Source organism: Allocoprococcus comes, from assembly GCF_013300725.1.
Taxonomy (GTDB): Bacteria; Bacillota; Clostridia; order Lachnospirales; family Lachnospiraceae; genus Allocoprococcus; species Allocoprococcus comes_A.
In genome coordinates, this window is the sequence record NZ_JAAIMM010000006.1 from 100,115 (window position 1) to 124,928 (window position 24,814).

General features: G+C 40.9%; 28 protein-coding genes and 2 pseudogenes. 3 read left to right on the forward strand and 27 right to left on the reverse strand.

Translation table 11 applies throughout. The annotated features are described in order from the left end of the window. Positions 1 to 3 precede the first annotated feature (3 nt). Positions 4 to 492 carry a GAF domain-containing protein gene (locus G4407_RS04930; RefSeq protein WP_173685309.1) on the forward strand — a complete coding sequence of 163 codons (489 nt, stop codon included), beginning with the start codon at positions 4 to 6 and terminating at the stop codon, positions 490 to 492. Here G4407_RS04930 and G4407_RS04935 read toward each other — a convergent pair. Beyond that, the gene (locus G4407_RS04935) at positions 482 to 1,606 is read right to left on the reverse strand and encodes an SGNH/GDSL hydrolase family protein (RefSeq protein WP_173685308.1); all 1,125 of its coding nucleotides are present in this window, start codon (positions 1,604 to 1,606) and stop codon (positions 482 to 484) included. The two genes, G4407_RS04930 and G4407_RS04935, sit on opposite strands and share 11 nt — an antisense overlap. Before the next feature lie 197 nt (positions 1,607 to 1,803). Here G4407_RS04935 and G4407_RS04940 point away from each other — a divergent pair, with 197 nt between their 5' ends. After that, on the forward strand, positions 1,804 to 3,012 hold the full coding sequence (locus G4407_RS04940; RefSeq protein ID WP_173687977.1) for an MYG1 family protein: 1,209 nt from the start codon (positions 1,804 to 1,806) through the stop codon (positions 3,010 to 3,012). Between the two features lie 87 nt (positions 3,013 to 3,099). Here G4407_RS04940 and G4407_RS04945 read toward each other — a convergent pair whose 3' ends face one another. From G4407_RS04945 to G4407_RS05000, 12 genes and pseudogenes are all read right to left on the reverse strand, one after another. After that, the gene (locus G4407_RS04945; protein WP_173685306.1) at positions 3,100 to 3,375 is read right to left on the reverse strand and encodes a metal-sensing transcriptional repressor; all 276 of its coding nucleotides are present in this window, start codon (positions 3,373 to 3,375) and stop codon (positions 3,100 to 3,102) included. A gap of 60 nt (positions 3,376 to 3,435) precedes the next feature. Continuing rightward, on the reverse strand, positions 3,436 to 4,434 hold the full coding sequence (locus tag G4407_RS04950) for an aromatic acid exporter family protein (protein ID WP_243259061.1): 999 nt from the start codon (positions 4,432 to 4,434) through the stop codon (positions 3,436 to 3,438). Between the two features lie 176 nt (positions 4,435 to 4,610). Then, positions 4,611 to 5,012: pseudogene (locus G4407_RS04955) on the reverse strand (HAD-IC family P-type ATPase); the annotation flags it as partial. Positions 5,013 to 5,039: 27 nt separating this feature from the next. After that, positions 5,040 to 5,486: a GNAT family N-acetyltransferase gene (locus G4407_RS04960; protein WP_173685304.1), complete on the reverse strand. Its 447-nt coding sequence runs from the start codon at positions 5,484 to 5,486 to the stop codon at positions 5,040 to 5,042. Continuing rightward, positions 5,483 to 5,917, reverse strand: a complete 435-nt coding sequence (locus G4407_RS04965; RefSeq protein WP_173685303.1) for an SseB family protein — start codon at positions 5,915 to 5,917, stop codon at positions 5,483 to 5,485. Before G4407_RS04965 ends, G4407_RS04960 begins: the two co-directional genes overlap by 4 nt. 76 nt (positions 5,918 to 5,993) lie before the next feature. Further along, positions 5,994 to 6,467 carry a YbaK/EbsC family protein gene (locus G4407_RS04970; protein ID WP_173685302.1) on the reverse strand — a complete coding sequence of 158 codons (474 nt, stop codon included), beginning with the start codon at positions 6,465 to 6,467 and terminating at the stop codon, positions 5,994 to 5,996. A 75-nt stretch (positions 6,468 to 6,542) separates the two neighbouring features. Then, positions 6,543 to 7,130, reverse strand: coding sequence for a nitroreductase family protein (locus tag G4407_RS04975; RefSeq protein ID WP_173685301.1), 588 nt, complete (start codon positions 7,128 to 7,130; stop codon positions 6,543 to 6,545). Between the two features lie 152 nt (positions 7,131 to 7,282). Beyond that, positions 7,283 to 7,741 carry a ferritin-like domain-containing protein gene (locus G4407_RS04980; RefSeq protein WP_173685300.1) on the reverse strand — a complete coding sequence of 153 codons (459 nt, stop codon included), beginning with the start codon at positions 7,739 to 7,741 and terminating at the stop codon, positions 7,283 to 7,285. Positions 7,742 to 7,888: 147 nt separating this feature from the next. Continuing rightward, positions 7,889 to 8,272, reverse strand: coding sequence for a DUF6483 family protein (locus G4407_RS04985; RefSeq protein ID WP_173685299.1), 384 nt, complete (start codon positions 8,270 to 8,272; stop codon positions 7,889 to 7,891). A gap of 17 nt (positions 8,273 to 8,289) precedes the next feature. Further along, the gene (locus G4407_RS04990; RefSeq protein ID WP_173687979.1) at positions 8,290 to 9,078 is read right to left on the reverse strand and encodes a DUF3169 family protein; all 789 of its coding nucleotides are present in this window, start codon (positions 9,076 to 9,078) and stop codon (positions 8,290 to 8,292) included. Next, entirely contained in the window at positions 9,068 to 9,286 is a 219-nt protein-coding gene (locus G4407_RS04995) for a helix-turn-helix transcriptional regulator (RefSeq protein ID WP_173688002.1), read from the reverse strand. The genes G4407_RS04990 and G4407_RS04995 overlap by 11 nt, the downstream gene beginning before the upstream one ends. A gap of 277 nt (positions 9,287 to 9,563) precedes the next feature. Continuing rightward, positions 9,564 to 10,366, reverse strand: a pseudogene (locus G4407_RS05000) (alanine:cation symporter family protein); the annotation flags it as partial. A gap of 6 nt (positions 10,367 to 10,372) precedes the next feature. Here G4407_RS05000 and G4407_RS16525 point away from each other — a divergent pair. Continuing rightward, on the forward strand, positions 10,373 to 11,020 hold the full coding sequence (locus G4407_RS16525) for a hypothetical protein (protein ID WP_243868768.1): 648 nt from the start codon (positions 10,373 to 10,375) through the stop codon (positions 11,018 to 11,020). A 125-nt stretch (positions 11,021 to 11,145) separates the two neighbouring features. Here the strand turns inward: G4407_RS16525 and G4407_RS05010 are convergent, their stop codons facing one another. The 14 genes from G4407_RS05010 to G4407_RS16855 all read right to left on the reverse strand — a co-directional run bounded on the left by G4407_RS05010 (position 11,146) and on the right by G4407_RS16855 (position 24,649). Then, the gene (locus tag G4407_RS05010) at positions 11,146 to 12,144 is read right to left on the reverse strand and encodes an aromatic acid exporter family protein (protein WP_173687980.1); all 999 of its coding nucleotides are present in this window, start codon (positions 12,142 to 12,144) and stop codon (positions 11,146 to 11,148) included. Between the two features lie 213 nt (positions 12,145 to 12,357). Next, entirely contained in the window at positions 12,358 to 13,836 is a 1,479-nt protein-coding gene (locus G4407_RS05015; RefSeq protein ID WP_173687981.1) for an NHL repeat-containing protein, read from the reverse strand. Between the two features lie 40 nt (positions 13,837 to 13,876). After that, positions 13,877 to 14,617, reverse strand: a complete 741-nt coding sequence (locus G4407_RS05020) for a hypothetical protein (protein ID WP_173687982.1) — start codon at positions 14,615 to 14,617, stop codon at positions 13,877 to 13,879. Between the two features lie 18 nt (positions 14,618 to 14,635). Beyond that, positions 14,636 to 15,319, reverse strand: coding sequence for a TIGR00266 family protein (locus G4407_RS05025; protein ID WP_173687983.1), 684 nt, complete (start codon positions 15,317 to 15,319; stop codon positions 14,636 to 14,638). Positions 15,320 to 15,354: 35 nt separating this feature from the next. Beyond that, positions 15,355 to 15,705, reverse strand: coding sequence for a hypothetical protein (locus G4407_RS05030; protein WP_055283089.1), 351 nt, complete (start codon positions 15,703 to 15,705; stop codon positions 15,355 to 15,357). Between the two features lie 352 nt (positions 15,706 to 16,057). Further along, the gene (locus tag G4407_RS05035; RefSeq protein ID WP_173687984.1) at positions 16,058 to 17,659 is read right to left on the reverse strand and encodes a helix-turn-helix transcriptional regulator; all 1,602 of its coding nucleotides are present in this window, start codon (positions 17,657 to 17,659) and stop codon (positions 16,058 to 16,060) included. A gap of 35 nt (positions 17,660 to 17,694) precedes the next feature. Then, positions 17,695 to 19,059 carry an extracellular solute-binding protein gene (locus G4407_RS05040; RefSeq protein ID WP_243868760.1) on the reverse strand — a complete coding sequence of 455 codons (1,365 nt, stop codon included), beginning with the start codon at positions 19,057 to 19,059 and terminating at the stop codon, positions 17,695 to 17,697. A gap of 150 nt (positions 19,060 to 19,209) precedes the next feature. Further along, entirely contained in the window at positions 19,210 to 19,335 is a 126-nt protein-coding gene (locus G4407_RS17150; protein ID WP_420314996.1) for a helix-turn-helix transcriptional regulator, read from the reverse strand. Beyond that, entirely contained in the window at positions 19,311 to 19,832 is a 522-nt protein-coding gene (locus G4407_RS05045) for a response regulator (protein ID WP_243868762.1), read from the reverse strand. Before G4407_RS05045 ends, G4407_RS17150 begins: the two co-directional genes overlap by 25 nt. Continuing rightward, the gene (locus tag G4407_RS05050; protein WP_173687985.1) at positions 19,829 to 20,887 is read right to left on the reverse strand and encodes a sensor histidine kinase; all 1,059 of its coding nucleotides are present in this window, start codon (positions 20,885 to 20,887) and stop codon (positions 19,829 to 19,831) included. Before G4407_RS05050 ends, G4407_RS05045 begins: the two co-directional genes overlap by 4 nt. A gap of 215 nt (positions 20,888 to 21,102) precedes the next feature. Further along, the gene (locus G4407_RS05055) at positions 21,103 to 22,773 is read right to left on the reverse strand and encodes a histidine kinase N-terminal 7TM domain-containing protein (RefSeq protein WP_173687986.1); all 1,671 of its coding nucleotides are present in this window, start codon (positions 22,771 to 22,773) and stop codon (positions 21,103 to 21,105) included. A gap of 144 nt (positions 22,774 to 22,917) precedes the next feature. Next, the gene (locus tag G4407_RS05060; protein WP_173687987.1) at positions 22,918 to 23,763 is read right to left on the reverse strand and encodes a 4Fe-4S binding protein; all 846 of its coding nucleotides are present in this window, start codon (positions 23,761 to 23,763) and stop codon (positions 22,918 to 22,920) included. After that, on the reverse strand, positions 23,699 to 24,115 hold the full coding sequence (locus G4407_RS05065; RefSeq protein ID WP_173687903.1) for a hypothetical protein: 417 nt from the start codon (positions 24,113 to 24,115) through the stop codon (positions 23,699 to 23,701). The genes G4407_RS05060 and G4407_RS05065 overlap by 65 nt, the downstream gene beginning before the upstream one ends. Before the next feature lie 417 nt (positions 24,116 to 24,532). After that, on the reverse strand, positions 24,533 to 24,649 hold the full coding sequence (locus tag G4407_RS16855) for a putative holin-like toxin (protein ID WP_022085598.1): 117 nt from the start codon (positions 24,647 to 24,649) through the stop codon (positions 24,533 to 24,535). Positions 24,650 to 24,814: the final 165 nt, after the last annotated feature.

A 24,814-nucleotide genomic window follows, 5' to 3' on the forward strand; every position in this document is an offset into this window, starting at 1 on the left:
TTTATGAATGCTTCAAATTTTGAATGGCCAGTTGATAAAAAGCCACTGTATTCCCTGCTTTCCATCCGCCTCCGCGGTCTGATCGACGGGATTCCTCACCAGATCTCCAATCTGGCAAATGCATCTGCCCTTCTCGGGGATGCGCTTCGGAATATCAACTGGGTTGGTTTTTATCTAATGAAAGAAGGCAGACTCGTCCTTGGTCCTTTCCAGGGCAAACCTGCCTGTATTGAAATTGAAATCGGAAAAGGTGTCTGCGGAACCGCTGTCTTAAAAGACCAGGTCATGCTGGTAAAGGATGTCCACCAATTCCCGGGACATATCGCCTGCGACAGTGCCTCCAATTCCGAGATTGTAATCCCACTTCATAAAGGCGATGAGATCGTCGGGGTTCTGGATATCGACAGTCCCCTCCTTGCCCGCTTTGATGAAGATGATGCAGCGGGACTTACTCGTTTCGCACAGATTCTGGAAACAGTTTTTAACAACTAAGCTGTTTTTTCAGATAACCTGCAATCACCCGAGTTGCACATTCATGTGACTTTTTCCCCGGATGCTGAAGGGATCCCATTTGTTCTTCTGATGTGTCCGGGAGTTCCAGAAAACTTACATTCAGATCTTTTGATTCTTTCTTATAATTTTCCACTGCTTCTTTTATGATCGGCGAAAGCTCATGTCCAATCATCCCATATGCCCATAAAATGTGTGCTGTCGGATTATCTTTTCTTACCATGGTAAGGAAGTCTGTCATTGCCTTTTCCAGTCGCAGAACATCTTTTCTCATATAACTTCCATCCGCATTCTTATGCTGTTTAAATGTTCTTCCACTATAACTATCTCTCCACATTGGCTCCTTAAATGCACTCGCATCATTGGTTCCCAGATTGATGATCACGGCGTCCGGAATCCATTCAGAAAAATCATATGGCTTATCTGCACCGGATTCTCCCGCCGTCTTTCCTTCTTCAAATCCACAAATTTTCTCATAACGTGATGGCACATTGTGATCCGGATTATTATCCCATCCGGTCAGCACGCCCCAGCCACTCTGTGAAATAGCACGGAACTCCGCATGCATTTCCTTTGACACCAGATATGGAAAACTGTGACTGCAACTTTTGAACATGGAGATCCAGTCCTCTTCTGTCTGTGCACCATAAGTTCCCTCACCTGATGTAATGCTGTCTCCTACAAATTCCAGCTTATACGCTTTTTCCTCTACCGGCAGAAACTCCCCGTCACTTTCCATTCCCCAGATTAAAAGCTGGTGATCCCTCTCTTCCGTCATTGCCTGCAGTTCGCGGAACAGATAGACATTCTTCACCGTATCCGGGCTCATATTCCGGAACAGGCAGATCTTTGTGCGTCCGTAAGGAAGCATCTGTCTGCCTATCAGTTCTCCATTTATCTCATAGGCAATCCACATCTCATGCACCTTGTATACTGATTCTATGTCTATCCAGAGCTCTTTTCCTGTCACGCTTACCTCAATTCCTCCGCCGTTGAAAAATACCGGGAGCGGATATTTTGTCTCATCGGTTCTTCCGTGGATTTTATAGTTTGGGATTTCCTTTAAGCTATATGATTTTAAGTGTCTGTTTTCCATCTGTCTCTTCCTTTCCGGTCTGTATTCTCCGTTCATTGTAACAGATTTTTCGGCAAATGTTAGCTTTTTCCTGCCAGATACTTTTTCTGCCCGATTTGTTTTCAAATTAGCAGGCATTCTTTTTCTGCTCTTGACATTTTTCGCATCAGTTTATATGATGTTTGGGGCAAAATCTTTTGTGATTCAGGAGAACTCATATGAACCAACTATTAGAAATGATCCGGCAGAAAGACGCTTCTGCCTTTACACACAGTGGAAAATTCCACGCAGATGATGTCTTTTCATCTGCCCTTTTACTCTATCTGAACCCGGAAATCACAATCACCCGCGGAAACAAAGTCCCGGATGATTTTGACGGTATCGTATTTGATATCGGACGCGGCAGATATGACCACCACCAGAAGGACAGCCGTATCCGCGAAAATGGAATCTCTTATGCAGCTTTCGGACTTTTATGGGAAGATCTTGGGTGTGAAATCTTAGGTGACGAGCTTGCTGAAAAATTCGACGAGGCATTCGTCCAGCCACTTGATAACAATGACAATACCGGTGAGAAAAATGAACTTGCTTCTCTGATCGGCAGCTTCAATCCTTCCTGGGATGAGAACGGCGGGACGGATGAAGCCTTTTTCCGCGCTGTCAGTGTTGCCGGTATGATATTAGAAAATAAATTCGCCCGCTATCTTGGAAATGAACGTGCAGACAAACGAATTGAAGAGGTTCTTGAAACCCGTGACCAGACCGGCGATTCCCGTATTCTTGTTCTCCCGGAATTTATTCCATGTCAGAAGCGTCTTTCCGAAACAGAAGTTGCTTTCGTCATCTTCCCGTCCAACCGCGGCGGCTACTGTATCCAGCCACAGAAAAAGGAATATTCTCTGAACTACAAATGCAGCTTCCCATCCGAATGGCTTGGTCTGGAAAATGAAGAACTCCAGAAAGAAACCGGTCTTTCCAGTGCCACTTTTTGTCATAAGGGTGGCTTTCTGATGTCCGTTGGAGATCTGTCAGATGCTATCCGGGCATGCCAGATCAGTCTGGATGCATTTACCGAAGAGATCACTCTGGTAAATCTCGGTGATGATACTTCCGCCGATACACTCCTTGCACAGCTTCCGGGACTTGCACATGCAAAGATTATTCATAAATCCCTTCCAGAGTTCCCGGAACTTACCCTGGATGGAATCTATGGGGAAGTTACTATGGAAAAGCCAGAATGGAAAACGTATGTGAAGGATCAGGTAAAAGAATTATTGAAGACGAAACCTGAGGCAGTCTATGTAAATGGGAATCTGTTTTCTCTTTATCCGATCGTTCATCAGCTTCGTAAAAAACACATTCCGGTCCTCACCTCTTCAATGAAGGATGGGGAAAAAATTATTATCCGTATTCCTTCCGGTTCATAAGTAAAAAAATGGCGTCCAGTCCACTCTCGACTGGCGCCATTTTCTGTTATTATCGCTGTCAGAAAAACATCATTCTATGCTCCCTGACTATCCCATGTTTGCAAATCTCTCGACTGCTTTTGTAAAATCTTCTATCGTCTTATCTGCATCCCCATGCTCAATTCCATCTTTTACACAATGCTTGATGTGTCCTTCCAGAACAACCTGACCACACTTGTGAAGTGCTGATTTTGCTGCATTGATCTGCGATAAAATATCTTCACACGGAATATCTTCATCGATCATCCGGTCGATTGCCTGTACCTGTCCGATAATCTTTTTCAATCTGCGATGCAGATTGTCCGAATCCATACACTGCTTCATCTGTCAAAACCTCCTGCTCTTTCAAGTATAGCAGACCTTTCCTTTTTTACAAGTAATAGCTTAATTATCCCAGTACAATTTTCGCTTTGTGTCATCCAGTCCGTCCACAAATCTTCGCTTGAATACCAGAAACTCTTCCAGATCCATCAGAATATGATACAGCATCGCACGGCTTTCGAATTCTTCCCGGGTCTTCGGAAGAGGATTCTTCCTTATAATGTCAAAAAGTTCATGAAGCTCGTCCAGCTGCGCAGTCGGAACGGTATGCTCTTTCACACAGACCAGCATGTCCAGCACATAAGCGGATATGATCATTGCTTCCTCCGGCATCTTTCGAATCTTTTTCATCTCATAGTGAAGGTTATGGATCACGTTGCACTGCTTCATACGCATTTCAAAATAATCAATATAATATCCCGGATGTGACTGGAACGTATTATCCTGATATTCATATGCATCCTGAATGAATCCCTGTACCTCTTCCTCCAGTTCGCAGATATCTGACCATACACTTCTCTGCATCTCTTTGTTCGCCAGATATGCAGAAATCTCACCAAGGATCATTTGCAGACGCTCTTCTGTGTAACGCATATTTTCCACCAGTGCCTTGCGCTGACTTCCATAGTCATAAAAAAGATTCAGGATCAATGCCATCGTAATGCCGATCAGCACCAGCATAAATTCATTGACAATGAAATCTACTTCAAAATCCCGGATTTCCAGAAAATGCATTCCGATCAGCGCATTTACCGATATTGTCGCTCCCCATCCGATCATCTCAGCAATAATAACAACAAAAAATGCATATACACCATACGCAATCCATTCTGATTTTACGATAGAGAATATAATCATCGCCATCAGTACCGATATCACAAACGTCACTACCCTGGCGATCGATAACTTCACCGTCTTCCATTTCGTAGTTACCATTGTAAGAAGCGCAACACTTCCCGCCGCCAGTGAATATTTGAGTCCTATCAGATTCGCAATATAAATCGCCAGACTACTCCCTAAGGCAATTTTCAATGCCTGCATCCCGATCTTTTTACTTTTCATTTTTCCTCCCGTAATCTCATGCCCCAATCCCCATGGATTCTGTGCACTTGATTTTGTATCCATATTTATGATACCGAGAGAACGGATACTGTGTCAAATATTTTCTCTATAATCTGCTTATTTACCAAATTACACTGGTAAATTTTAGGCAAATTGCTGTTGATATTTTTAATCATTTACTCCTTTTTCCAGTTTAAAAGGAGTGCGGAATTGATAATGACCAGAACCGATCCCGCGTTATGCACAAGCGCACCTACAACCGGGTTCAAAATTCCAAGTATAGCAAGTACAATCGCCAGAAAATTCAGTCCCATTGAAAAGCTCATATTGCATTTGATCGTGAACATCATTCTCCTGGACAGTGCCAGCAGATGTGGAAGTTCTTTTACCTCATCATCTACCAGTGTAATATCTGCCGCATCTACTGCGATATCACTCCCAACACCGCCCATGGCAATTCCGACATCCGCTTTCTTAAGTGCCGGTGCATCGTTGATTCCATCTCCGATCATACACACCTGTTCTGCCTTTTTCTGATAGCTGTCGATCCAGTTTAATTTGTCTTCCGGCAGACACTGCGCATGTACTTCCTTGTTCCCTTTATTTTATAATTGCTGTTTCTTTCTGTTCTCTACGGCATCCTGTACCATAAAATAATATTCTCCTTCTTCACACATTCCACTCTCCCGGATTTTCCATCCGTTTTTCTCATAAAAAGTCAATGCATTTTTATTGTCCTTCATACATTTTAAGGATAATGGACTTCCATATTTTCTATTTGCTTCTGCGATCAATGCTGCTCCTAAACCAGTTCTTCTATATTGCTTACATACAAAAAGATTATGTACAAACAAATCCGGTTCCCACACGGAAATAAACCCGGCTATAGCTCCATCCACAAGACCAGCCAATATTCTTTCGCCTTCTGTACTCTTTTTAAAATCATCCATACATACTTCTTTTTCCCATACAAATTCTTTCAGCCGGATATCATAATATATCTTTGCCAAAGCTGCATTATCCATCTCGTCTGCAACTTTTATTTCTATCATACCTGCTCCTCTCCAAAAATAATTTTAATCAGCGCCTTGCTCAGCATAATGGTCCGGTTCCATGGATTGATGATAATTCCTTCAATTTCCTCCACCTGGAGTGCTGATTCAAAAAGTTTCCGAATATCTGTCATAAATGTAGATTTGACACTTCCACCACCTTTTAACTCTTCCTCAAAACCGGTAAACGCTGCCCACCATTTTTTTCCATCCTCAGTCTGAATTGCCTGAAGCTGAATCTGACCATCACCTTTTGGCGGTTCTACTGCGATAATCAGCTGTCCGTTTTCCTTCATTCTTCTGCGGATCACGGTCAATGTATGTGCCAGCATTTCCTGTGTCGGTTCCTGCTGCAATCCAGCAATCGCAGCTTCCATTTTTTCGTTTCCCTGCAGTCCTGGATCTTTCTTTTCCATTTCATCGTTTCCCATTTTCTTTTCTCTCCAATATCTTTCGCTCTGACTGTCTCTTTCAAAGCTTTTACTTCTCTTTTTATCCCGGTCTGTTTTAAACTTCAATCTCTTTGCAGACATCAATCCATCCTTCAGAATCTACTGCATTTTCCAAATCTTCAATGGTAAGTCTTACGGCACTGTGATCATTTCCGGCTGCCGGATAGACCGTATCGAACCGTTTCAGGCTCTCATCAAGATAGACCTTGATCCCTTCTTTCACACCAAACGGACAGACTCCGCCCGGAGCATGTCCGATGATCTCTTCTACCTCTTCAAATGGAATCATTTTTGCTTTGATATGAAAGGTATCCTTGTATTTCCGATTGTCAATCCGCGCTGTTCCTTCTGTCAGAATCAGTACCGGCTGTTCTCCCTGGAGAAATGACATGGTCTTTGCGATCATTCCAGGTTCAACGCCAAGTGCCTCTGCTGCAAGCTGCACCGTTGCACTTGATTCCTCCAGCTCAATAATCCTGTCTGCATAACCTTTTTCTGTTAAATATTTCTTCGCCTGTTCTAATGCCATCTTGGTGTCCTCTTTTCTCTTGTTTCATTGCCTTATTTCTAATCTGTTTAATTTTCTGTATTTTGTCAATTCTGTCTATCGATATTCAAGTACATTTTCCAGCTGCTTTCTTGGCCGCGATGCCGGTTCCTCATCCGGCACACCAAGTGCAACTGCACCTACAAGCTGGTTTTCTGTACCAATATATTCTACCAGTTCATCATATGCGAAGCAGGTATTGGCAATCCACAAAGTTCCAAGCCCCAGCTCTGTTGCACGGAGCAACATATTTTCTACCGATGCTCCAATAGATAAAGAATCGCAGATTTCTGAAACCCTCTTATCTGTATCAATATTCTCGTACGGTGTGCGTCCATTCTCATTTAAGATTATAATCGTCACCGGAGCCTCTCGCATAATCTGTAACGTATGAAATGCATCCGGCAATCCAAACGCTGACTCTGGTAATAAAGCCTTGCCGGACTTTTCTCGGACAAGCCCTCTCTCCATGGCATCAAGCAGATGCTCTTTTGAGGCTCCTGTATACACAATGTATTTCCATGGCTGCCGGTTCTTCGCAGACGGTGCCAGAATACCAGCTTTTACAATCTCTTCAATCACTGATTTTTCTATTTTATCCGGTTTGTATTTACGGATACTTCTTCTTTTCTCTATACTGTCCATTTTTTGTTCCTGTCATTTTTTGCTGTTGATTCGTATACATCCGTATTTTATCATATCTTTCTGAAATGTAAAAAGATTTTCTTCCTAAAAAATCACTAAAAAAATCCCGGAAGCCCAACATCTGAACTCCCGGAATTTTTTCTTCTTTTCCTCTAAACCATCCCGTTTACCATCTTATATTTATACAGCATCTCAGCATGGTTCTGTTCTTCTACCTGGATATCCGCCAGTAATTTTCTCAGCTTCGTATCGCCAAATGCAAATACGTCGGAGTTATATTCTCCGGATACCAGCTTTTCCGTCGCTATACAGTCTGTTGCAAGAAATGCATCCTGCATCTTGTCTTCAGGAGAACTCATAGCTGTATAAGTAGCTTTCGGCTCATAATCCCGTCCGTCAGTGTCATTACAATTGCACTCCGGCACTGTACCGTTCAATACTTTTTCCAACGATTCATAGTGTTCTTTTTCCTTGTTCTGCAATGTCTGGAATAAGCTTTTCAGCTCCGGATCCTTTGCCTGACCGGCATACATTCCGTATTTTTCCACACAACTTTTCTCCTGTGTCTGCAAATCTTCAATCGTTGCTCGTTCCTTCTCATTTAATACCATGATTTTCAGCTTCCTCTCTTCGTTTTTCAATGGTATTATCTGTCTGGATCTGCGGATTTATTCATCTTCCCTGAAAAAACTATCCGGAAAATATATTTCTCAACTTTTACCTGAATTTATAATATTCAGTTTTTCACTTTCCCCCATCTACAATAATCCGATCAGCTCTTCATATCCGCTTCTCTTTGCCAGCATTTGCAGCCCATCGAAGACCTCTTCTTCCGAATAATCATGCTCTTTCAGAAAAGCTTCTCCTTTTTCACTGACATAGCCATAGAACCAGATTGCTTCCTCTACCGCTTCTCTGCTTGTATAGTCCATCTCATCAAGAAGCAGATTCTCCGCCTCGTTGATTTCTCCGTTATCAATCATTTTTTTCCACTGATTCACATTGTCACCGGAAACTTCGTACTTATTCTCTGCATCAAGCTCTACCTGTTTGTAAGTTTTTCCAAGTGCAACTGTAACCAGAACCCGGATGACTTCTTTGATCATCCGCATGATATAATCTTGCTCATCCTGAAATCCCATCTGTCATTCCTCCTGTTCTATGAAATCTTTCTTTTTCTAAGCTGTACGCAGGAATGTGTATAAGAAAACGTACTGACCAGATAAATAACGCCTACTACTATTACAGCCAGAAGCCCTGTATTAAAGAACAGATGCAGAAGCATTGTAATAACTAACAATATTCCAATCGTTCTTTGCATCATTACATACGTATGATAAGCACTTTTATAAATTACCTCCTTTTCTGCTTCATCACAACTCCCCAGGAATTCCTTCTGGAATCCCTTTGAAAATGGATCTCCCTGCTTTTCCGGATGGATTTTCTGTACCAGTTTTACATACCGGGTCTGCGCAATCGCATTATAAAAATAACAAATGATAAATATAATGCAAGAAACTAAGAACTGCCCTCTTCTCTGATCCGATACTTCCTGAATATAGCGGATAGAATAACCGGTAGACAAGATAACAAAACACAGAACCTGTGATACGACACCTAAATTAACCAGAATGCCGCCCCATCTCTCTTCTTCATATTCCCACTTATCACATTCTTCATCTTCTGTTTCCAGAATTTTAACTCCAATCTTCTTTAATCTGTTATAACAATATTCTCCTCCAAGCACTGTAATAACAGTTATCAGACTCAGCAGCGGCAACATTATCTTCGTGATCACAACCAGAAAACTGCCTGTTACACCTGTCATATTTTCGCCAAATGTAAAATATAATTTGCCCGTTACGCCTCCAATAACCATACCAATTATCACCAGTAAAAACATTTTTATAACTCCATTTTTATAACTTGCCCTCTTTTTACTCTTCATCGTCCTCATCCTCTTCATACTCAAATATATCTTCTACTGTTACCCTGCAGATCTTTGCCAGCTTCAGTGCCAGTGTCACCGATGGTGAATAATCGCCTCTCTCGATCAGGCTGATCGTCTGCCTAGACACCCCGGCAAGCTTTCCCATCTCCGTCTGGTTAATCCCAAGATCAGATCTGTACTCCTTTAATTTATTTAATAACGGCACTTTTTCCATTCACCCCTTTCTGTTTTGACAACTTTCCTTGTCACATTTACTATATCATTGACAACTTTTTTTGTCAATTCATTTTATTTAAAATAATAAATCACTTTTTACTAACAAATTTCCTCTTCCTCAAAAAACAAAACGCCATTCCTGGCAAATGCTATACCGTCTTCCAGATCAATTACTTTTTAATCTTTCCTGTCTGAAAAAAGCCAGCATTTTGCCAGAATTGGCGTTTCTCTATCACGAGATGTATTTTACATCTCCACTATTCCAACTATTTATTTTTTTCGTACTTCCTCAATTCTTCCAGTGCCTCTCCTCCCATAAGATACAAGGTCACAATATTAAAAATCGTCATAAGTCCGATTCCCACATCGCCAAGATCCCATACAATGTGATAAGCCGCAATTCCTCCGACAAAGAGCATCACAAGTGCAAGAACTTTATATGCTGTCTGCCAACACCATTTATCCCCGAAAAGATATGCCACATTTCCTCTTGCATAAAACAGGATTCCAAGAAATGTTGAAAAACTGAAAAGGAACAATGTCACTGCAATAAAGATAACACCTGCTTTACCGAGATGATAATTCATTGCTGTCTGCAAAAGTTCCATTCCTTCCAGCCCTGCTATCATCTTTTCCGGAACAAGAAGCATGATCATTGCCGTACAGCTACAGATCACAATCGTATCTATAAATACACCCAGTGCCTGCGTAAGTCCTGCTTTGACCGGCGTATCACATTCTGCTGCTGCAGCCGCACAAGGTGCTGAACCGGATCCTGCTTCGTTAGAAAATAACAGACTGCCATAATCGGAACCAGGATATCCAGAACTTTTACCGTAGCATTTTTCCGAAGTACAATCATTGCTGCAACAACGACCAGAAGAACCGTGGTATAGATTGGCGGAATCCCAAATGCATTTTCAAAAGAAGATGCAACGGAATTACTGATCACCTGACTGATTCCACACCAGCAGATCAGACCTGAAATTGCAAATAATACTGCAATCCACACGTGCTTTTTCTTCTTTCCGGTACGCTGCTCTGCATAACGATGCATATAATATGCCGGACAGGTATGAAACTTTGTATCAATAGTGAGTACGCACCAGAGTATCTGAAGGAAGCTGCTGAACAGTATGCAGAAGTCTGGCAGATTAATGAAGCAATGTTTGTTCATGGCAGGGGACATCGAAAAACTACACAACAACGTCATTATGAGAAACTCAAAGAGTATGCTGCTAAGTTGGAAGAATACGTGGAAAAAATCAAAATCTGTGGAGAAGATCGCAACAGCTACTCGAAAACAGATCATTCAGCCACTTTTATGCGAATCAAGACAGATTACATGGGAAATGACCAGTTGCTTCCAGCTTATAATGTACAGGTCGGTGTTGCAGATGAATATATTGCGGTTGTTGATGTAAATCAGTATCGCTCAGATATGGATTGTTTTATTCCATTAATGAACAAGTTTTATACTACATATGGTTTCTATCCGAAGTACCCAGTAGCAAATGCCGGATATGGTTCTTACAATAATTACATCTTCTGTGAGCAACAGGGAATGGAAAAATATATGAAGTTTCCCATGTTCAAGAAAGAGACTACTGACAAGAAGTATCATGAAGATCCATTTCGTGCAGTAAATTTTCCAATCTGGAAAGACGGAATCATGCGTTGCCCAAACGGGAAAAAGTTGCAACTGCCGCATAGGATTTCATAATAGCATTCTTATTGGGTAAGGGGAGTTATACACTTTTTTATAAAATATAACAACTGTTGCATCCAAAAACAAAAGGACGCATGAAAAAACTTTCGTTTCACACGCCCTTTTTGACAAATGAGAGCTTAATTATCCCAGTATAATTTTCGCTTTTTATCATCCAGCCCATCCACAAACCTTCTTTTGAATACAAGGAATTCTTCCAGATCCATCAGAATATGGTACAGCATCGCACGGCTCTCAAATTCCTCTCTGGTCTTTGGAAGTGGATTTTTCCTGATAATCACAAAAAGTTCATGTAGTTCATCCAACTGAGCCGTCGGAACTGTATGTTCCTTCACACATACCAGCATATCAAACACATAACTCGAAATGATCATTGCCTCATCTGGCATATGTCTGATTTTCTTCATCTCATAATGTAAGTTATGGATCACGTTGCACTGCTTCATCCGCATTTCAAAATAATCGATATAGTATCCCGGATGTGACTGAAATGTATTATCCTGATATTCATAGGCATCCTGGATAAAGCCCTGAACCTCTTTTTCCAGCGCACAGATATCATCCCATACATTTCTCTGCATTTCCTTATTCGCCAGATATGCCGAGATCTCTCCAAGTATCATCTGCAGACGTTCTTCTGTATATCGCATATTTTCAACCAACGCCTTGCGCTGACTTCCATAATCATAAAACAAGTTCAGGACCAGTGCCATCGTAATTCCGATCAATACCAGCATAAATTCATTTGCAATGAAATCAAATTCAAAATCTCTGACTTCCAGAAAATGCATTCCGATCAGTGCATTTACGGAAATCGTCGCTCCCCATCCAAGCATCTCTGCGATAATAACCACAAAAAACACATAAATACCATATGCCATCCATTCTGATTCTACTGCTGAGAATATAATAAGTGCCATAAGTGCTGAAATTATAAATGTCACAACCCTCGCTACCGATAATTTGACAGTTTTCCACTTTGTAGTCACCATCGTAAGAAGCGCAACACTTCCTGCCGCCAGTGAATACTTCAGTCCACACAGATTGGCTATGTAAATCGCCATACTGCTTCCTATCGCAATTTTTAGTGCCTGCATCCCGATCTTTTTACTTTTCATTATTCCTCCCGTGATCTCATGCACATATTCCTATGAATTCTGTGCACTTGATTTTATATCCATATTTATGATACCGAGAACAGGATAACTATGTCAAATATTTTTTTACGTAGTGTTCTTCTGAAAATGCAGGCAACAAAAAACAGGCTTTTCCGACAAAAAATCGCTTGCCGGCAGATAAGTTTCTGCCGGCAAGCGATTTTATTTTTTCAATTAAAATCCTGTCAATCTGAAAAACATTAATTCATTTGCTGATCCGTCGTCTCGTTCCTGTGTCAGCATAATTAACAGAGAGCCGTCATCTAAAAGCTGCATATCTTCCAGCCATGGATAACTGACACCAAATATGTCCTTTGTAGAAATTGCACCTACGTGCGTTCCATCTTTTGCCCAAAATTGTATTTCGCGCATATTTCCATCTGCAGCCACAAAACCATTTTCTGTTTCCGCCATGCCCGTAATGGAACCAAGCTTGTCCGGAGAACTGATATCGTCTCCACCTAATTTCAAAAGCTGATTGCCATCATAATCATAGACAACAATTTTTGTGCCTTCTTCTTCCGCAGCCATGGAACCGGCAACCATAATATGACTATTCGTGATCTGTACGTCATCTATCATGGAAAATAGTCCCTTGCGCTCTTCATCTTTATTTAATCCGGTCAGTATCCACGGTTCTGCTGTCAGGTTACCGCCTTGATTCGCAATCTTCTGAGTATCACTGTTCACCCAGAAACTGATTCCCCATTCTCCGGATGGATGCATATTCAGATCTCCGTCTACTGTTGTCTGAAGTGCCTTTTTCCCATCTTTTACGCCAATTACATCTCCAATTCCAGGCGAAAGATATAACATTCCACTGCTGTCCCCAGACAAATATTCAAAATCATCGTCTAACTCCATCGAAGATACGAATTCGAGTCCACTTTCTGAATATTCATAAGTATCCAGTTTGTTCTCCAGCAAATGGAATACCTGATTGCCCTGTTTTACAAACTGATGATCCATAATCTGCATAACGCCCTGTGCTTCTTTAAATGGGATATATTCCGGAACGATTGTATAAGAACCTACCATCTGCTCTGCCAATACAGGTTCAAAAGGCTCTCCCTCCCATGGCCATGGTGCGTCTTTATTTCCTTCATCCTCTAATTTCAGCACAATTCCTTCTAACAATTCTTTGTCAGAATCATCTATTTCCTGTCCTCTTACTCTGATATCATAGGATGTGCCAGACTGTTCATAACGATACATATACGTTTTTTCTATGGAATTACTTTCCGGCATTGCTGTATATTCTGCATTTCCTATTGTTACAGTGTCCATTTTCCCTTCAGCATATGCCTCTAAATCCACTCCAAAGGCAATTAAACTCTTTCGATATGTATATGCCTCCTCCTTGGTCGCTTCTATAGAAATGACATTCTCGGATCCATCTACTGTATCTCCATCAAAAAATCTAACGTAAGAATATTCTTCATCTTTCTTCATATTCTCTTTATCGTAGTTCCATGCCTTCGGATAATACACTGTAAATAAACTTAATTTAAGACTTTCTCTGTCTTTAAATTCTGTTTCTTCCTGCTCCGCTTTTTCCGATTTTTTCTTCTCCGGATTCTTTTTTTGTCCACATGCCGCTATCATCATCATGCATATCATGATACACAGCACACACCATAGTTTCTTTTTCATGGTGTCTTCCCTCCCTTCATGATTTCCACATCCTTTTCAGTTATTCACTGTCGCTTTTTACACAGTGGAATGTATAGTAGTCATTATCATCACTGTAGTCTACTTTCAAAGTATCATCGTCATTTATCATCACTGTAAGAGATGGATTTTCTGATTCAATCGAACAATATCCCAGTGCAACTGACCATGGGAAAGTCCCAATCTCCTCCCCTTTATAAATAACTGTTACATTACGGTCACTTTTGAAATCAAGACGCAGTGCATCATTGATGTTGTCTACTCCTTCCATAGAAGTCTGAGGTCCGTCTCCTAAAAGTTCTTCCACGCTTTCAGCGGCCCACTTACCTATGACTACACTTTCCTCCTCTGTCAGATAGAGCGAAGGATCCATTGCATCTGTTCCATCCTTTGCAAAAATCACCTTTACTCCCATCTCGAGCATATTATCAAAAGAAATAATATCTTTTCCGATGATTCCCACCATCTCTTCTCCTTCGATGCTCAAGATAAACTGATCATCTTCGACAGACCATTTTCCATTCCCGGTAGTGTCTCCAACTGAAAAGGAAACTTTTCCGTTGTTTTTCACTTCAAATTCAAAAGCACCTCCGAAAACTTCATCTATACTGACAGACATTCCCATCATCTGAGCGGACACCGCTACCCATTTTCCTTCATACGGGTTCTTCTCTCCTGTTTTTCCGGAGCCTCCACAACCAGTCAATGCTATCATACTGATGATAAGCACTATTCCAAATAACAAATTCAACTTTTTTTTCATAATCTTCTCCCTTTTCAATTACTTTTTATCTGCAAAAAACGGAGTCAGCAATTCTGCCACCTTGCTGATTGGCATTGTCTGTAAGATCACCTTTCCCGGTCCTTTCACAACGGTATTAAAAATGCCCTCTCCTCCGATCAGCATATTTTTTACTCCTTTTACGGTTACAACATCCATAGTGCAGGTTTCTTCCATTGCCGCTAAGTACCCCGTACTAATCACTATTTCCTGTCCGGCACTCAGATCATATTCCACTGCATGTCCGTCAATTTCTACAAATGCAGTTCCATTTCCGCTCAATCTCTGCATAACGAAACCTTCTCCGCCAAATAAGCCTTTTCCTAATTTTTTCTGGAAATGCATGGACAGTTCCACTCCTTCTTCTGAAGCAAGGAATGCGCTTTTCTGCACAATCATGGAGTGACCGTTGCTAATCTCCAGTGCTTTGATCGCTCCCGGAAAACTTGATGCAAATGCAATCATTCCGTCTGCACCTTCTGCGGTATATCTGTTTTGAAATGCAGAATCACCAGACATCATTCTGCCGAACATTTTCTTCATTCCGCCACCGGAAATCGTCTCCATTTTCATGTTCGGACTCATCCAGCTCATACTTCCGCTTTCTGTGATCATAGATTCTCCTGCTGCTAATTCACATACGACAACTGGTAAATTTCCTCCCAAAATCTCATATTTTTTCATAGTAAAGTTCTCCTTTCTTTTTCATTTTTCTTTTTTCATCCTACAACAGTACCTTTTTCATTAAGTTTTGCGGCACATTGCACACACATATCCAGATCATCACAGATCAAAAAGCAATGGTCACATACAAGGCGCTTACATATCGGACAAATATTAAAGATTTCTTTCGCCTGATTCAATGCTTTTTGAAATGCTAAATTCTTTTCCCGGTCATAAAGCGTATCATAAATAATCTTCCGATTTTCATTTTCCGGTTTTTTCCCCGCTTTGGAAAAACGAATTGGTGTGCTTTTCCATACTGTTTTACATTCCATGCAGCATAATGAAAAGCAAAACTCATCCGGTGTAGAACAATCTATTAAATCCTTCTTCGTAATATATTCCACATTTTTAACCTCCTTGTTAACCTCCTTGCTCTATCACCATCCCACTCTCAGTTCTCCCTCCTTATCCATTTCCTTTATTTTTTTCTTTTATCGGGCGGCCACCATTTCGTAATAAAAGCGTAGCAGATACGGAAAGCAAATACTATGGTCGCCATTCGTATATTATGCTTATTTTTCAAAATACGAACGATTAGTATACTATATATAGTGTTTTATTCTTATTTCTCCGCTATATATGCACAATATCTTTTTGTAAAAATATAAAAGAGCTCTATCAGCAAACAAAAAAAAGAGCCTGTACAGACCAATGTCATCTTAACTTAATGACATTGCTGTAAAGACTCTTTTTCGTTTACTCAGTTCTATTATATGTCAGCTTATCTAACTGACCGCATTTTCGAAACAACTCAATATACAGCATTAATTCCTCTCTGACAGTTATTCCCAGTTTTCGATTCATATTTGTATTATGCTTTCTCGCTGTTCCAATACTGATATAAAGCAATGAAGCAATCTCCTGTATCGTATATCCATCAACATAATACTGAAGAACCATCCTCTCTGACGGAGTCAGAGTTTCCACACGCAAAGCAAACGCCTTGAGCATTTCTTCTATATTCGGAGGAATGCCTCCATTTTCCAGTTTCTCCGTATTCTTTTTTTTCTGCATAAAATCAACCAGTGCATCCACTTCTGAAATGCCTGATAAGTTTTCGTCCGTCAGCGTATCCTCCTGCAGTGCTTTTAAACTCCGAAGAATCGGCTTCACAAAACGATGGGACATACTGACAGAAACAACCAATAATAAAATCAGGAATAACAACGTACCGATGATCCAGTCCCTTCGATTGTCCGCTGTTAATTTTTCATAATTCGCTTCTGATATCAATGTCAGTACCGCAAGCGGCATCCCATTACAACTCTTCAATTCAAGCAGTTCATGCCTGCCTATATAATTCCCGAAAGCGGTAGAATATGTATTATAATATTTTCCTTTCTTCACTGTCATCGTTCCTGATGGTGAAAGATACGTTTCTTTTGTATCTCCGAACATCGCCTTATCCAGATAGATGTTTCCTTTTTTGTCCACAGGAGCCAGTACTGTCACTATATTCCCACAGGAACCTTCCACCATAGGATAAGACAGTCTGAAATACAGATTACTCATCTCCATACCGCACAAACCGCGTACTTTTCCGGTACTGTCTAAAACCGGGACATATAAAAGCTGCACATCCTCCCATGTATCACTCAGCTCCAGCCGGTCTGTCCACAGGCAACTCTCTACCAGCCGGTTTCCATCAAACTGCATAATCTGTTCATAACCCGACAATGCGGACGTATCAAATTCTAAATTCCAACGGTTATGGAGCTGTACCTGCTCTGCTCTTGCAATATCAGCATTTCCCCTGAAAAAAACTACGTGCTGTTTGCTTGTATTTACTGCCTTTAAATCAGACAGGCGCAGGTAGATTCCCATGCGTGATGTATCTGCATATTCCGTCTTCGTATTTACCGTTGCATCCAATACAACAAAAACTCCACTGCAATATTTCACATCCAATGCAGATTTTAAGGAGGGATACAGCGCAGCCTCTAAATCCATGATCAGCTGAGGATTATCATTCAAATTTGAAAATGTCTTTCCATTGGCTGTCAGGCATTGGTTCAATTCTTTTGTAATATCTTCTGATAAAGAAATACTTCTCGCCATCATAATGTCGGTCTGCTCTGTCATCGCTGACAACGTATTCTTCTGCTGGGCAGACAACATTTCCCGCACTTTAAAATCCATTCCCGGAAGGACTCCAATAATACTCAGTAACAGAACTGTCGCTAAAAAAAGTGTTAAAATCACCACGCACCAATAAACAATCAGTCTTTGCTGCATACGGACGCTTTGTCTCTTTATTCCTTTTATAATCTTTCGGAAATTTATTCTCTTTTCTCCCATATGTCAGCCACCTCTTTTTGCCGATCCGGCAGACATTATTGTGTGTATGCTGCTTTGAAATCCTCTAATGTCTCTGAAACAAGTTTATCCATATCTTCCGGATGTTCCAGCCACTCCAACCGCTTTACTGACAAGGTTTGCCTGATAAGTTCTTCGAACTTTGTTTCCATATCCAGATAGGAATCCAATTTCGGAGCAGTATAAAATGTATAGTTCTCCTGCGTCTTTAAAAAAGCCTGATACAGGGATACATACATCGGATCACTTAACTTCTCGATCGCCTCCGGAAGATAAACATCGAAAGCCTCCTGTTTTACCGGCATATATCCAAGACTGGTCACAAATTCTACATTCTTTTGGGCTTCTGTCAGCCATTTAAGAAACGTAATACAGGCCTTTTCTTTTTCCGGTGTAGATTTCACCGTACAAATGCCGGCACCTCGCTGCATGACCATCGTTTCTCCCCTGGAAAATACAGGACATGGCATGGAAACAATCTCTACTTTTTCCGATGTGTTATCCGCATACGTAACTTCGTCTGAATAATATAACACGCTGGCTGACGAAGCCACCGATACAATCGAATCTCCCGTTCGCAAAGGTTCCGTTGCATAACCGCTGCGAAGCCATACTCCTCCGGACAGTGCCGCTTTTGCATAAGGTTCCCATACTGTTTGAAATTCCGGTCCGAAAGCCAGATTTTCTCCCTTAAAGAAATTTTCACCCAGAGATTCTACACCTACCTGAAAATAGTTAAAATGATAATCATGAACGAAAAAATTCTTTCCATCATCAGGTATGTCCGGCGTCTGGTTATCTGTCCATGCAGCATATTGTTCTGCCATTGCGAAGAGTCCTTCCCATGTTTTTAAATCTTCCATCTTCGCTCCTGTTTCTTTCGCGAAACGATCAAATGCTGTTTTATTGATAAACATAACTTCCGTTGATTTTGCCACCGGCAAAATGGAAAGTCTTTCATGAATGACACCTTCTTCCAAAAAGGCCGGAATAAATTCGTTCAGTTCTTCTTCTGTAAAATAATCATAATAATCTACAAGTTCCGTATCATCTGGCATCGCCAGAACTGTTTTAGGATAGGAAACAAACATATCCGGCAGTTTAGAAGCTCCCGGATCTCCAAATGCAGATGCCAGTACATTTTCATGTATCGTATTCGTATTTGTACCACTGCCAACCTGTACCCGGATATTTTCCTCTTTTCCAATCGTTTCATTAAATTCATCAATCAGATCATTTAATGGCGATTCTGTCTGTCCGCCATATACATGCCATAATGTAACGGTTACCGGATCTTCGTTTTTCTTCTGCCCACATCCTGTAAAAACTATGACCGCAATCATTACCGGGAACAGGCAGATTTTTCTCATAATATATCTCATATTATTTTTCTCCCTTCCAGACAGTATCTTAATAAACCATCTGACATCTCAGCAAAAACAAGTTCTTAGGATTAAGACACTTTTACACAGTATATGATAACGGTTTTCAGCGATTTAGACACTCCCCATGTGGGTAGTAAAATACTATTTCTAAAATCCGTTTATAATCAGGTTTTTCTTTGTAACAGCTACCGCCAATTTCGTTTTGGAATCAAAATTCGTTTTCTGCAGCATATTCTTGATATGCCATTTTACAGTCTCCGGTGATATACCCAAACTTTCTGCAATTTTTTATACGATTCTCCTTCCACCACTAATCGCAGAACTGCTAATTCCCCAGGTGTAAAATCACAGCTTTTCGCTGTTCCGATCATCACAACCGGCGGAGCATCCGGATACACGCTCTCCCCTTTCATCGTGCGATCCATAACCTCCAACAGTTCCTCTTTACCGGCATCTTTATACCAGAAGCTTTCTACTCCCGCTTTGCGCGCCCTGTCAATAAAACTGCACTCTACTAAAGAAGTCACGATAATTATTTTTATCTGAGGCATGGTCCTTTTAATCTTCTCTGCTGCCACAAGACCACTCTCATCATTCTCCGTACAGACATCCATCAAGACAAGTTCACACCTGCTCTGCCTGCATACAGTCTCTGCCATAGCTGCGTTTGTGATAGAAGCCGCCAGACAATATCTCCCACTGGACTGAATATAATTTTCCATATCTTCCCGAGCCATACGTTGATCTTCCACGATTAGTACCCGTATCATCTCCGCACCTCCTTTGGTATCTTAACGGTCATCGAAAATTTTGACTCCGCACAGATTCTCAATGTACCTCCACATTGCTCCACCCTTTTTCGTATACCGGATAATCCTCCTCCTTCTTTGACATTCTTCTCCGTTTTTTGTCCATTATCTGTGATTACCATAATCCACTCTTGTTCCCCACTACTACATTTTACATACAGTTCGCTTGCCCCTGCATGTCGGACACAGTTGGAAAGTGCCTCCAAAAGTATTATATCCATCAGTTCGGAAATATGAGATTCCCAGACTTTTTCTCCTGTATAAATGATTTTCACACCCAAAATCTCCGCTCTTTCCTGCACCTGCCTGTGCAGTTGTTCGCCTTCCACAGACTCGTTATCTTTATTCAGCAAATCCAATGTCTGCTTCCATTGCGAAAGGAAAACATCCCGGTCTGCTTCCGATTCGCGCAACAACATCCGCTGTGCCGCCAGGACGCTATATCCCAGATTATCATGCACTCTCATTTTCATAGATAACATTTCTTCTTCTCTGGTCAGAGTTATTACATTTTTAGAAAGTTCTTTCATAGCCACAGACATTTCCTGAAGTTTCTGATTTTCCTCCTTCAACAACACTTTGTTCCGATATAATTCCGACACTTCAGAAGCAAGAAATTGAAAAAATCGATCTCCGGCTGTCGTAGCAATCTCTTTCTCTGAAAATTTCCACACGCTTCCATCCGCAAAGCAGTATACTTTCAGATCAACATCATAAAATACATTCTCTTTCCGAGGATGTTCCAGTGCTTCCTTCAGTTCTGTAATATTCTGTATATCTCTTCCTGCCAGATCCTGACAAATTTGATACATTTTCCGATTCATCAGTTTAGGCATTCCGTTCCCATCAAAAAAAACAATTCCGCTCGGCAAATTGTCCAGACTTTCCTGAACTGCATTTTCCCTCAGGCAGTTCTTGCGGTACTTATGAATTCCAAAGATCTTCATTCCTACATATAAAAAACCACAAATTCCTATAACAATTAAAATCACATATGGTATTTTAAATAATATCATGGAATCCTCTTCTCCATAAAACATCCGTTGCCGCGCACACAAGCCGGATGTTATAAGGAAGATAACTATAAGCAATGCACTGTCCTGCAGTAACATCTTTCTTTGTCTTTTTCCTGTTCCTTCATAAATAACCAGAATCATATACAGCAAAGTTAAAAAAATAAAAAAGCAAACAAGCGTAATCTGATACTCCTTCGAACAGTTTTCAAATGTTTTTAGCATTTGCCGCTACCTCCTCCCAGAATCAGAGAAAGCAGACATGCTCCGTCAAAATCCTGCTCCGCATAAGCTCCATATCGTCCGGCAATTTCCCGCAGATCTGTTTTACATTCCACACTCATAGACATGTCGATCCGCTCCCCTCTGCGTTTCAGATTTACAGTAAATGCCGACAGATCTTCCAGAGATTCTTCAATGACCGCTTCAAAAAAATCATAAATCTGCATAGCATCTTCACTTCGTATTTCATCTAAAGCGCTGGAAAAACCTGCCTCAACATGGTTCCATTCCAGATTCTTTATCGTTTCCCTGAAACATAACTCCAACTCTCTGATCGGAAATTTGACTGTCTGCTCCGCAATAAAAATAAGATTACTACGCCTTTTTATATAGGCTCCGATCACAACTATCTTCCCTAATATTTTTTTCCTTTCGTTCTCATCTTCTTCCATAGAATATGCTTCAATGAATTCCGTCAAAAGTGCACTCTGCCTTGCCGTCTGTTTCTGTATTTTATCATAAAGCTGGTTCTTCACAGAAAGTTTTTCTACTTCTCTTTTCGTTCTCAGATTTTCTTCCTCAATCAGATTCGCATCCTTTAATTCTTCCTTCCTGTCTTCAAGCTCTCTTACGATTTCCTGTAATTCCGACAGGTTTTCCTTCCACAACACATAGCCTCCCAAAATTGGTTTTCCCGACAGCCTGATCCCATTTTCTAACATGATCGGGCTTTGAACTACCTGTCTTACGATTTCCGGCGCAATACATTCCGAATCCTGAGATTGATAAATGCATTTTCCATTCTGATCTGTAATCTGTGCTGAAATTGTAGATGCTGCAAATAACTGTGCGTACCCTGTATTGGAAGGGATCAATCCGCACTGGATGCAGCTTTCAATGATCAAAGCAAACAAAAGGCATAATGCAGCCGTCATATCGCTTGAAAATATTTTCCAAAAGGGCAAATTCAGATAATAGGCAATGCCATAGACAACCGCCATGCCATAAGCGCCAAAAGGCATCCAAAGCATTTTCTTGTTTTTAATTTTTCTGCACCTTAATAGAATAATCAGGAGTGCTGCCAGCAGACAACCTAGATCCCAGGCGACTATAGCGTAATACATTGCTCCATATCCATAGACTCCTACTTCATAGGAAGCTGCTTCCCCCAGTCTTCCCTCTGGGAAAGTAAAAACTAACTGGTGCAGATCATTCGTTAATACAATCCCTATCAGAAACAATGCCGGAAAAAACAGCAGACACCGTCTTTCCGGTAATTTATAATTCTCCGGCTGCCGTATATAAAATGCCAGATAAAGACTGACCGTAGGGAGTAACAGCATAGGAATATAATAAAGATACCAGGCGTAGCGCAGTGCTGTCGGCATCTCATATGGTATTTCAAATTTACACATACGAACGAGCATCCAAAAAACCATCATCGCTGCAATCATTATTAAACAACGACGGGGTTCCTTTTGGATAATTCTCTTTTGAAAAGAAATCGCCCATACCAGATAAAGTCCTATATAAATAAAAGGCCTTAAAAGGTGACAAACAGATTGCAGATAAGGATTGGTGAAGGACACATAATGCAGCAGAACGGCCACACCTACGCATAGTGCCACACTTCCGATGTATACTGTAAACTTCTTTTTCTCTGACACGGTGCGTACTCCTTCCTGTTATATTTTGCACTATATCTTGTTTACAGTATATCACATTCTCCATTCCGAATTATATCTTTTATTTCTCTGGTGTATGAACAAAACCCGACTTTGCCATCACAGCTATATCTCCAACTCCATTTTTTAATGCAATGCTTTGGTTGGACAGACCTTTGTGCATTCGTAACAGAGTATACACTCCGTTCCTCTCTTTCGTTTGCGGGATTCCTTATTGACCTCCACATTCATTGGACAAACACGCAGACATTTCCCACAATGAACACATTTGCTTTCATCGCAGTGAACACGCAGGATTGAAAAATAGCTCATTGGCTTGAAAAATACCGTAACCGGACACAGATACTTGCAGAATGCACGATTATCTTTGAATATAAAAGCCAATACAATGCCCACAATGTAGTAAAGTGCGTTTCCTACAAGGAACATCCAAAACATGATTTCCTCCAGATTTGCGACATTCATCAAAAACAGTCCGGAAACCAACGTCAGGGATAATGCAAACATCACATATCGCAGAACGCCTAGCTTTTCCTTTCGCGGTTTTTCCGGCTGTTTGTAAGGCAGAAAATCCAGCACCATAGCTGTCCAACAGGCATAGCCGCACCAGCCGCGCCCGAAAAACAGTGGACCGAATATCTTCGCGACTGCGTAGTGGATTGTTGCCGCCTCAAAAACGCCAAGAAACAGATAGTACCAGAAACCCTCGATCTGCATATTTTCATGGGAGATCACACCGAGGTACAACAGCATATAACTTCCCACAGCCAGCTGCACGAAATGCCTGGCATAGCGTTTTCCTGCAGTAAAAAGTGCTGTTCCCAACGCAAGGCATCCTCCAATGTAGCTGAAATTCAACAGATAAAACAAGTTTCCTTTAGCCTTCCACAACGTGATCGCCACTGTCTCAAATAACAAAAATAATAGAAGTGACGCTATATATTTGCGAAACACAGTATTCTTTCTCATCATAATTCCTATGCTCCTCTGATTTTTTATTTTTTCTCAGCACATCAATTGCAGGACCGACGCTAACACCCATCATAACCCCCAGACACATTCCAAGACCAATATCATCTATTAGAAGCCCAATAACTATACCTAAGCTTAGTCCGATAGCAATCCAGTAAATATCATGTTCTTTTGCAGTAAGAGGTAAAATCTTATCTTCCCATATATCCTGTGCATTAGCTAAATCAATAATCCTGTACTCATTGATTTCATACTGTCCTGGTAATGGAATATACTCTTCTATAAATGAATCTTCTATTTCTTCAATAAGTTCTGAATTATCTTCGCCATCATCTTCTAATTTAACCTTCATTTTCTATCATCCCGCTAATTTTCTATAATCTCCCAGTAGCCGCTCTTAGGCGATCCATGTCTTATAAGTATGGATGATGTTTCGTTTTCCTTCTGTCATTTGTACACGATGTACAGGTTTCTTTTGTCTTGCCATAATAAAAGGCCCTCCTAATGATATTTATTGTATCATAGAAGAACCTTATAAACATTATTTTACAGAAAAAGTTTCATACTCTCATGGTTGTCAAAAAAGACACTGACCGCCTTACTGTAAAAATTTTTCCAAATTAGTGAAACCTCTTGAATTATTAGACATAAGATGATAATATCTAATTAAACAGAAAGCACCCACTCCAAAGGTGGATGCTCCGAGTTTAGGTTAATGAATGTCCTTAAGGACACCGCCTATCCTGTGGATCAGACAGGATAGGCATTTTTATTTTCGCTTGTTTCTCTTATCGAGAAAGGCAAGCAACGCTACAATCAAGCTACCAAAGGACATCAACAATGCTAATATCCCAATGAAAATCGAAATGATCTCATAAGCTGTCATCGGCGCCACCTCCCTTCCTATGTATTCCGGTTGCCCGGTATCATAAAACTCGGGAGGCTACCTCTACGCTCCGCTCCGGTCGGCGCTAAACAAGCGTTCCCCGGACGCTTAACGCCCTGTCATGGGTACTTTCCTTAGATAGTATCCTAACATAAGAACTAATGC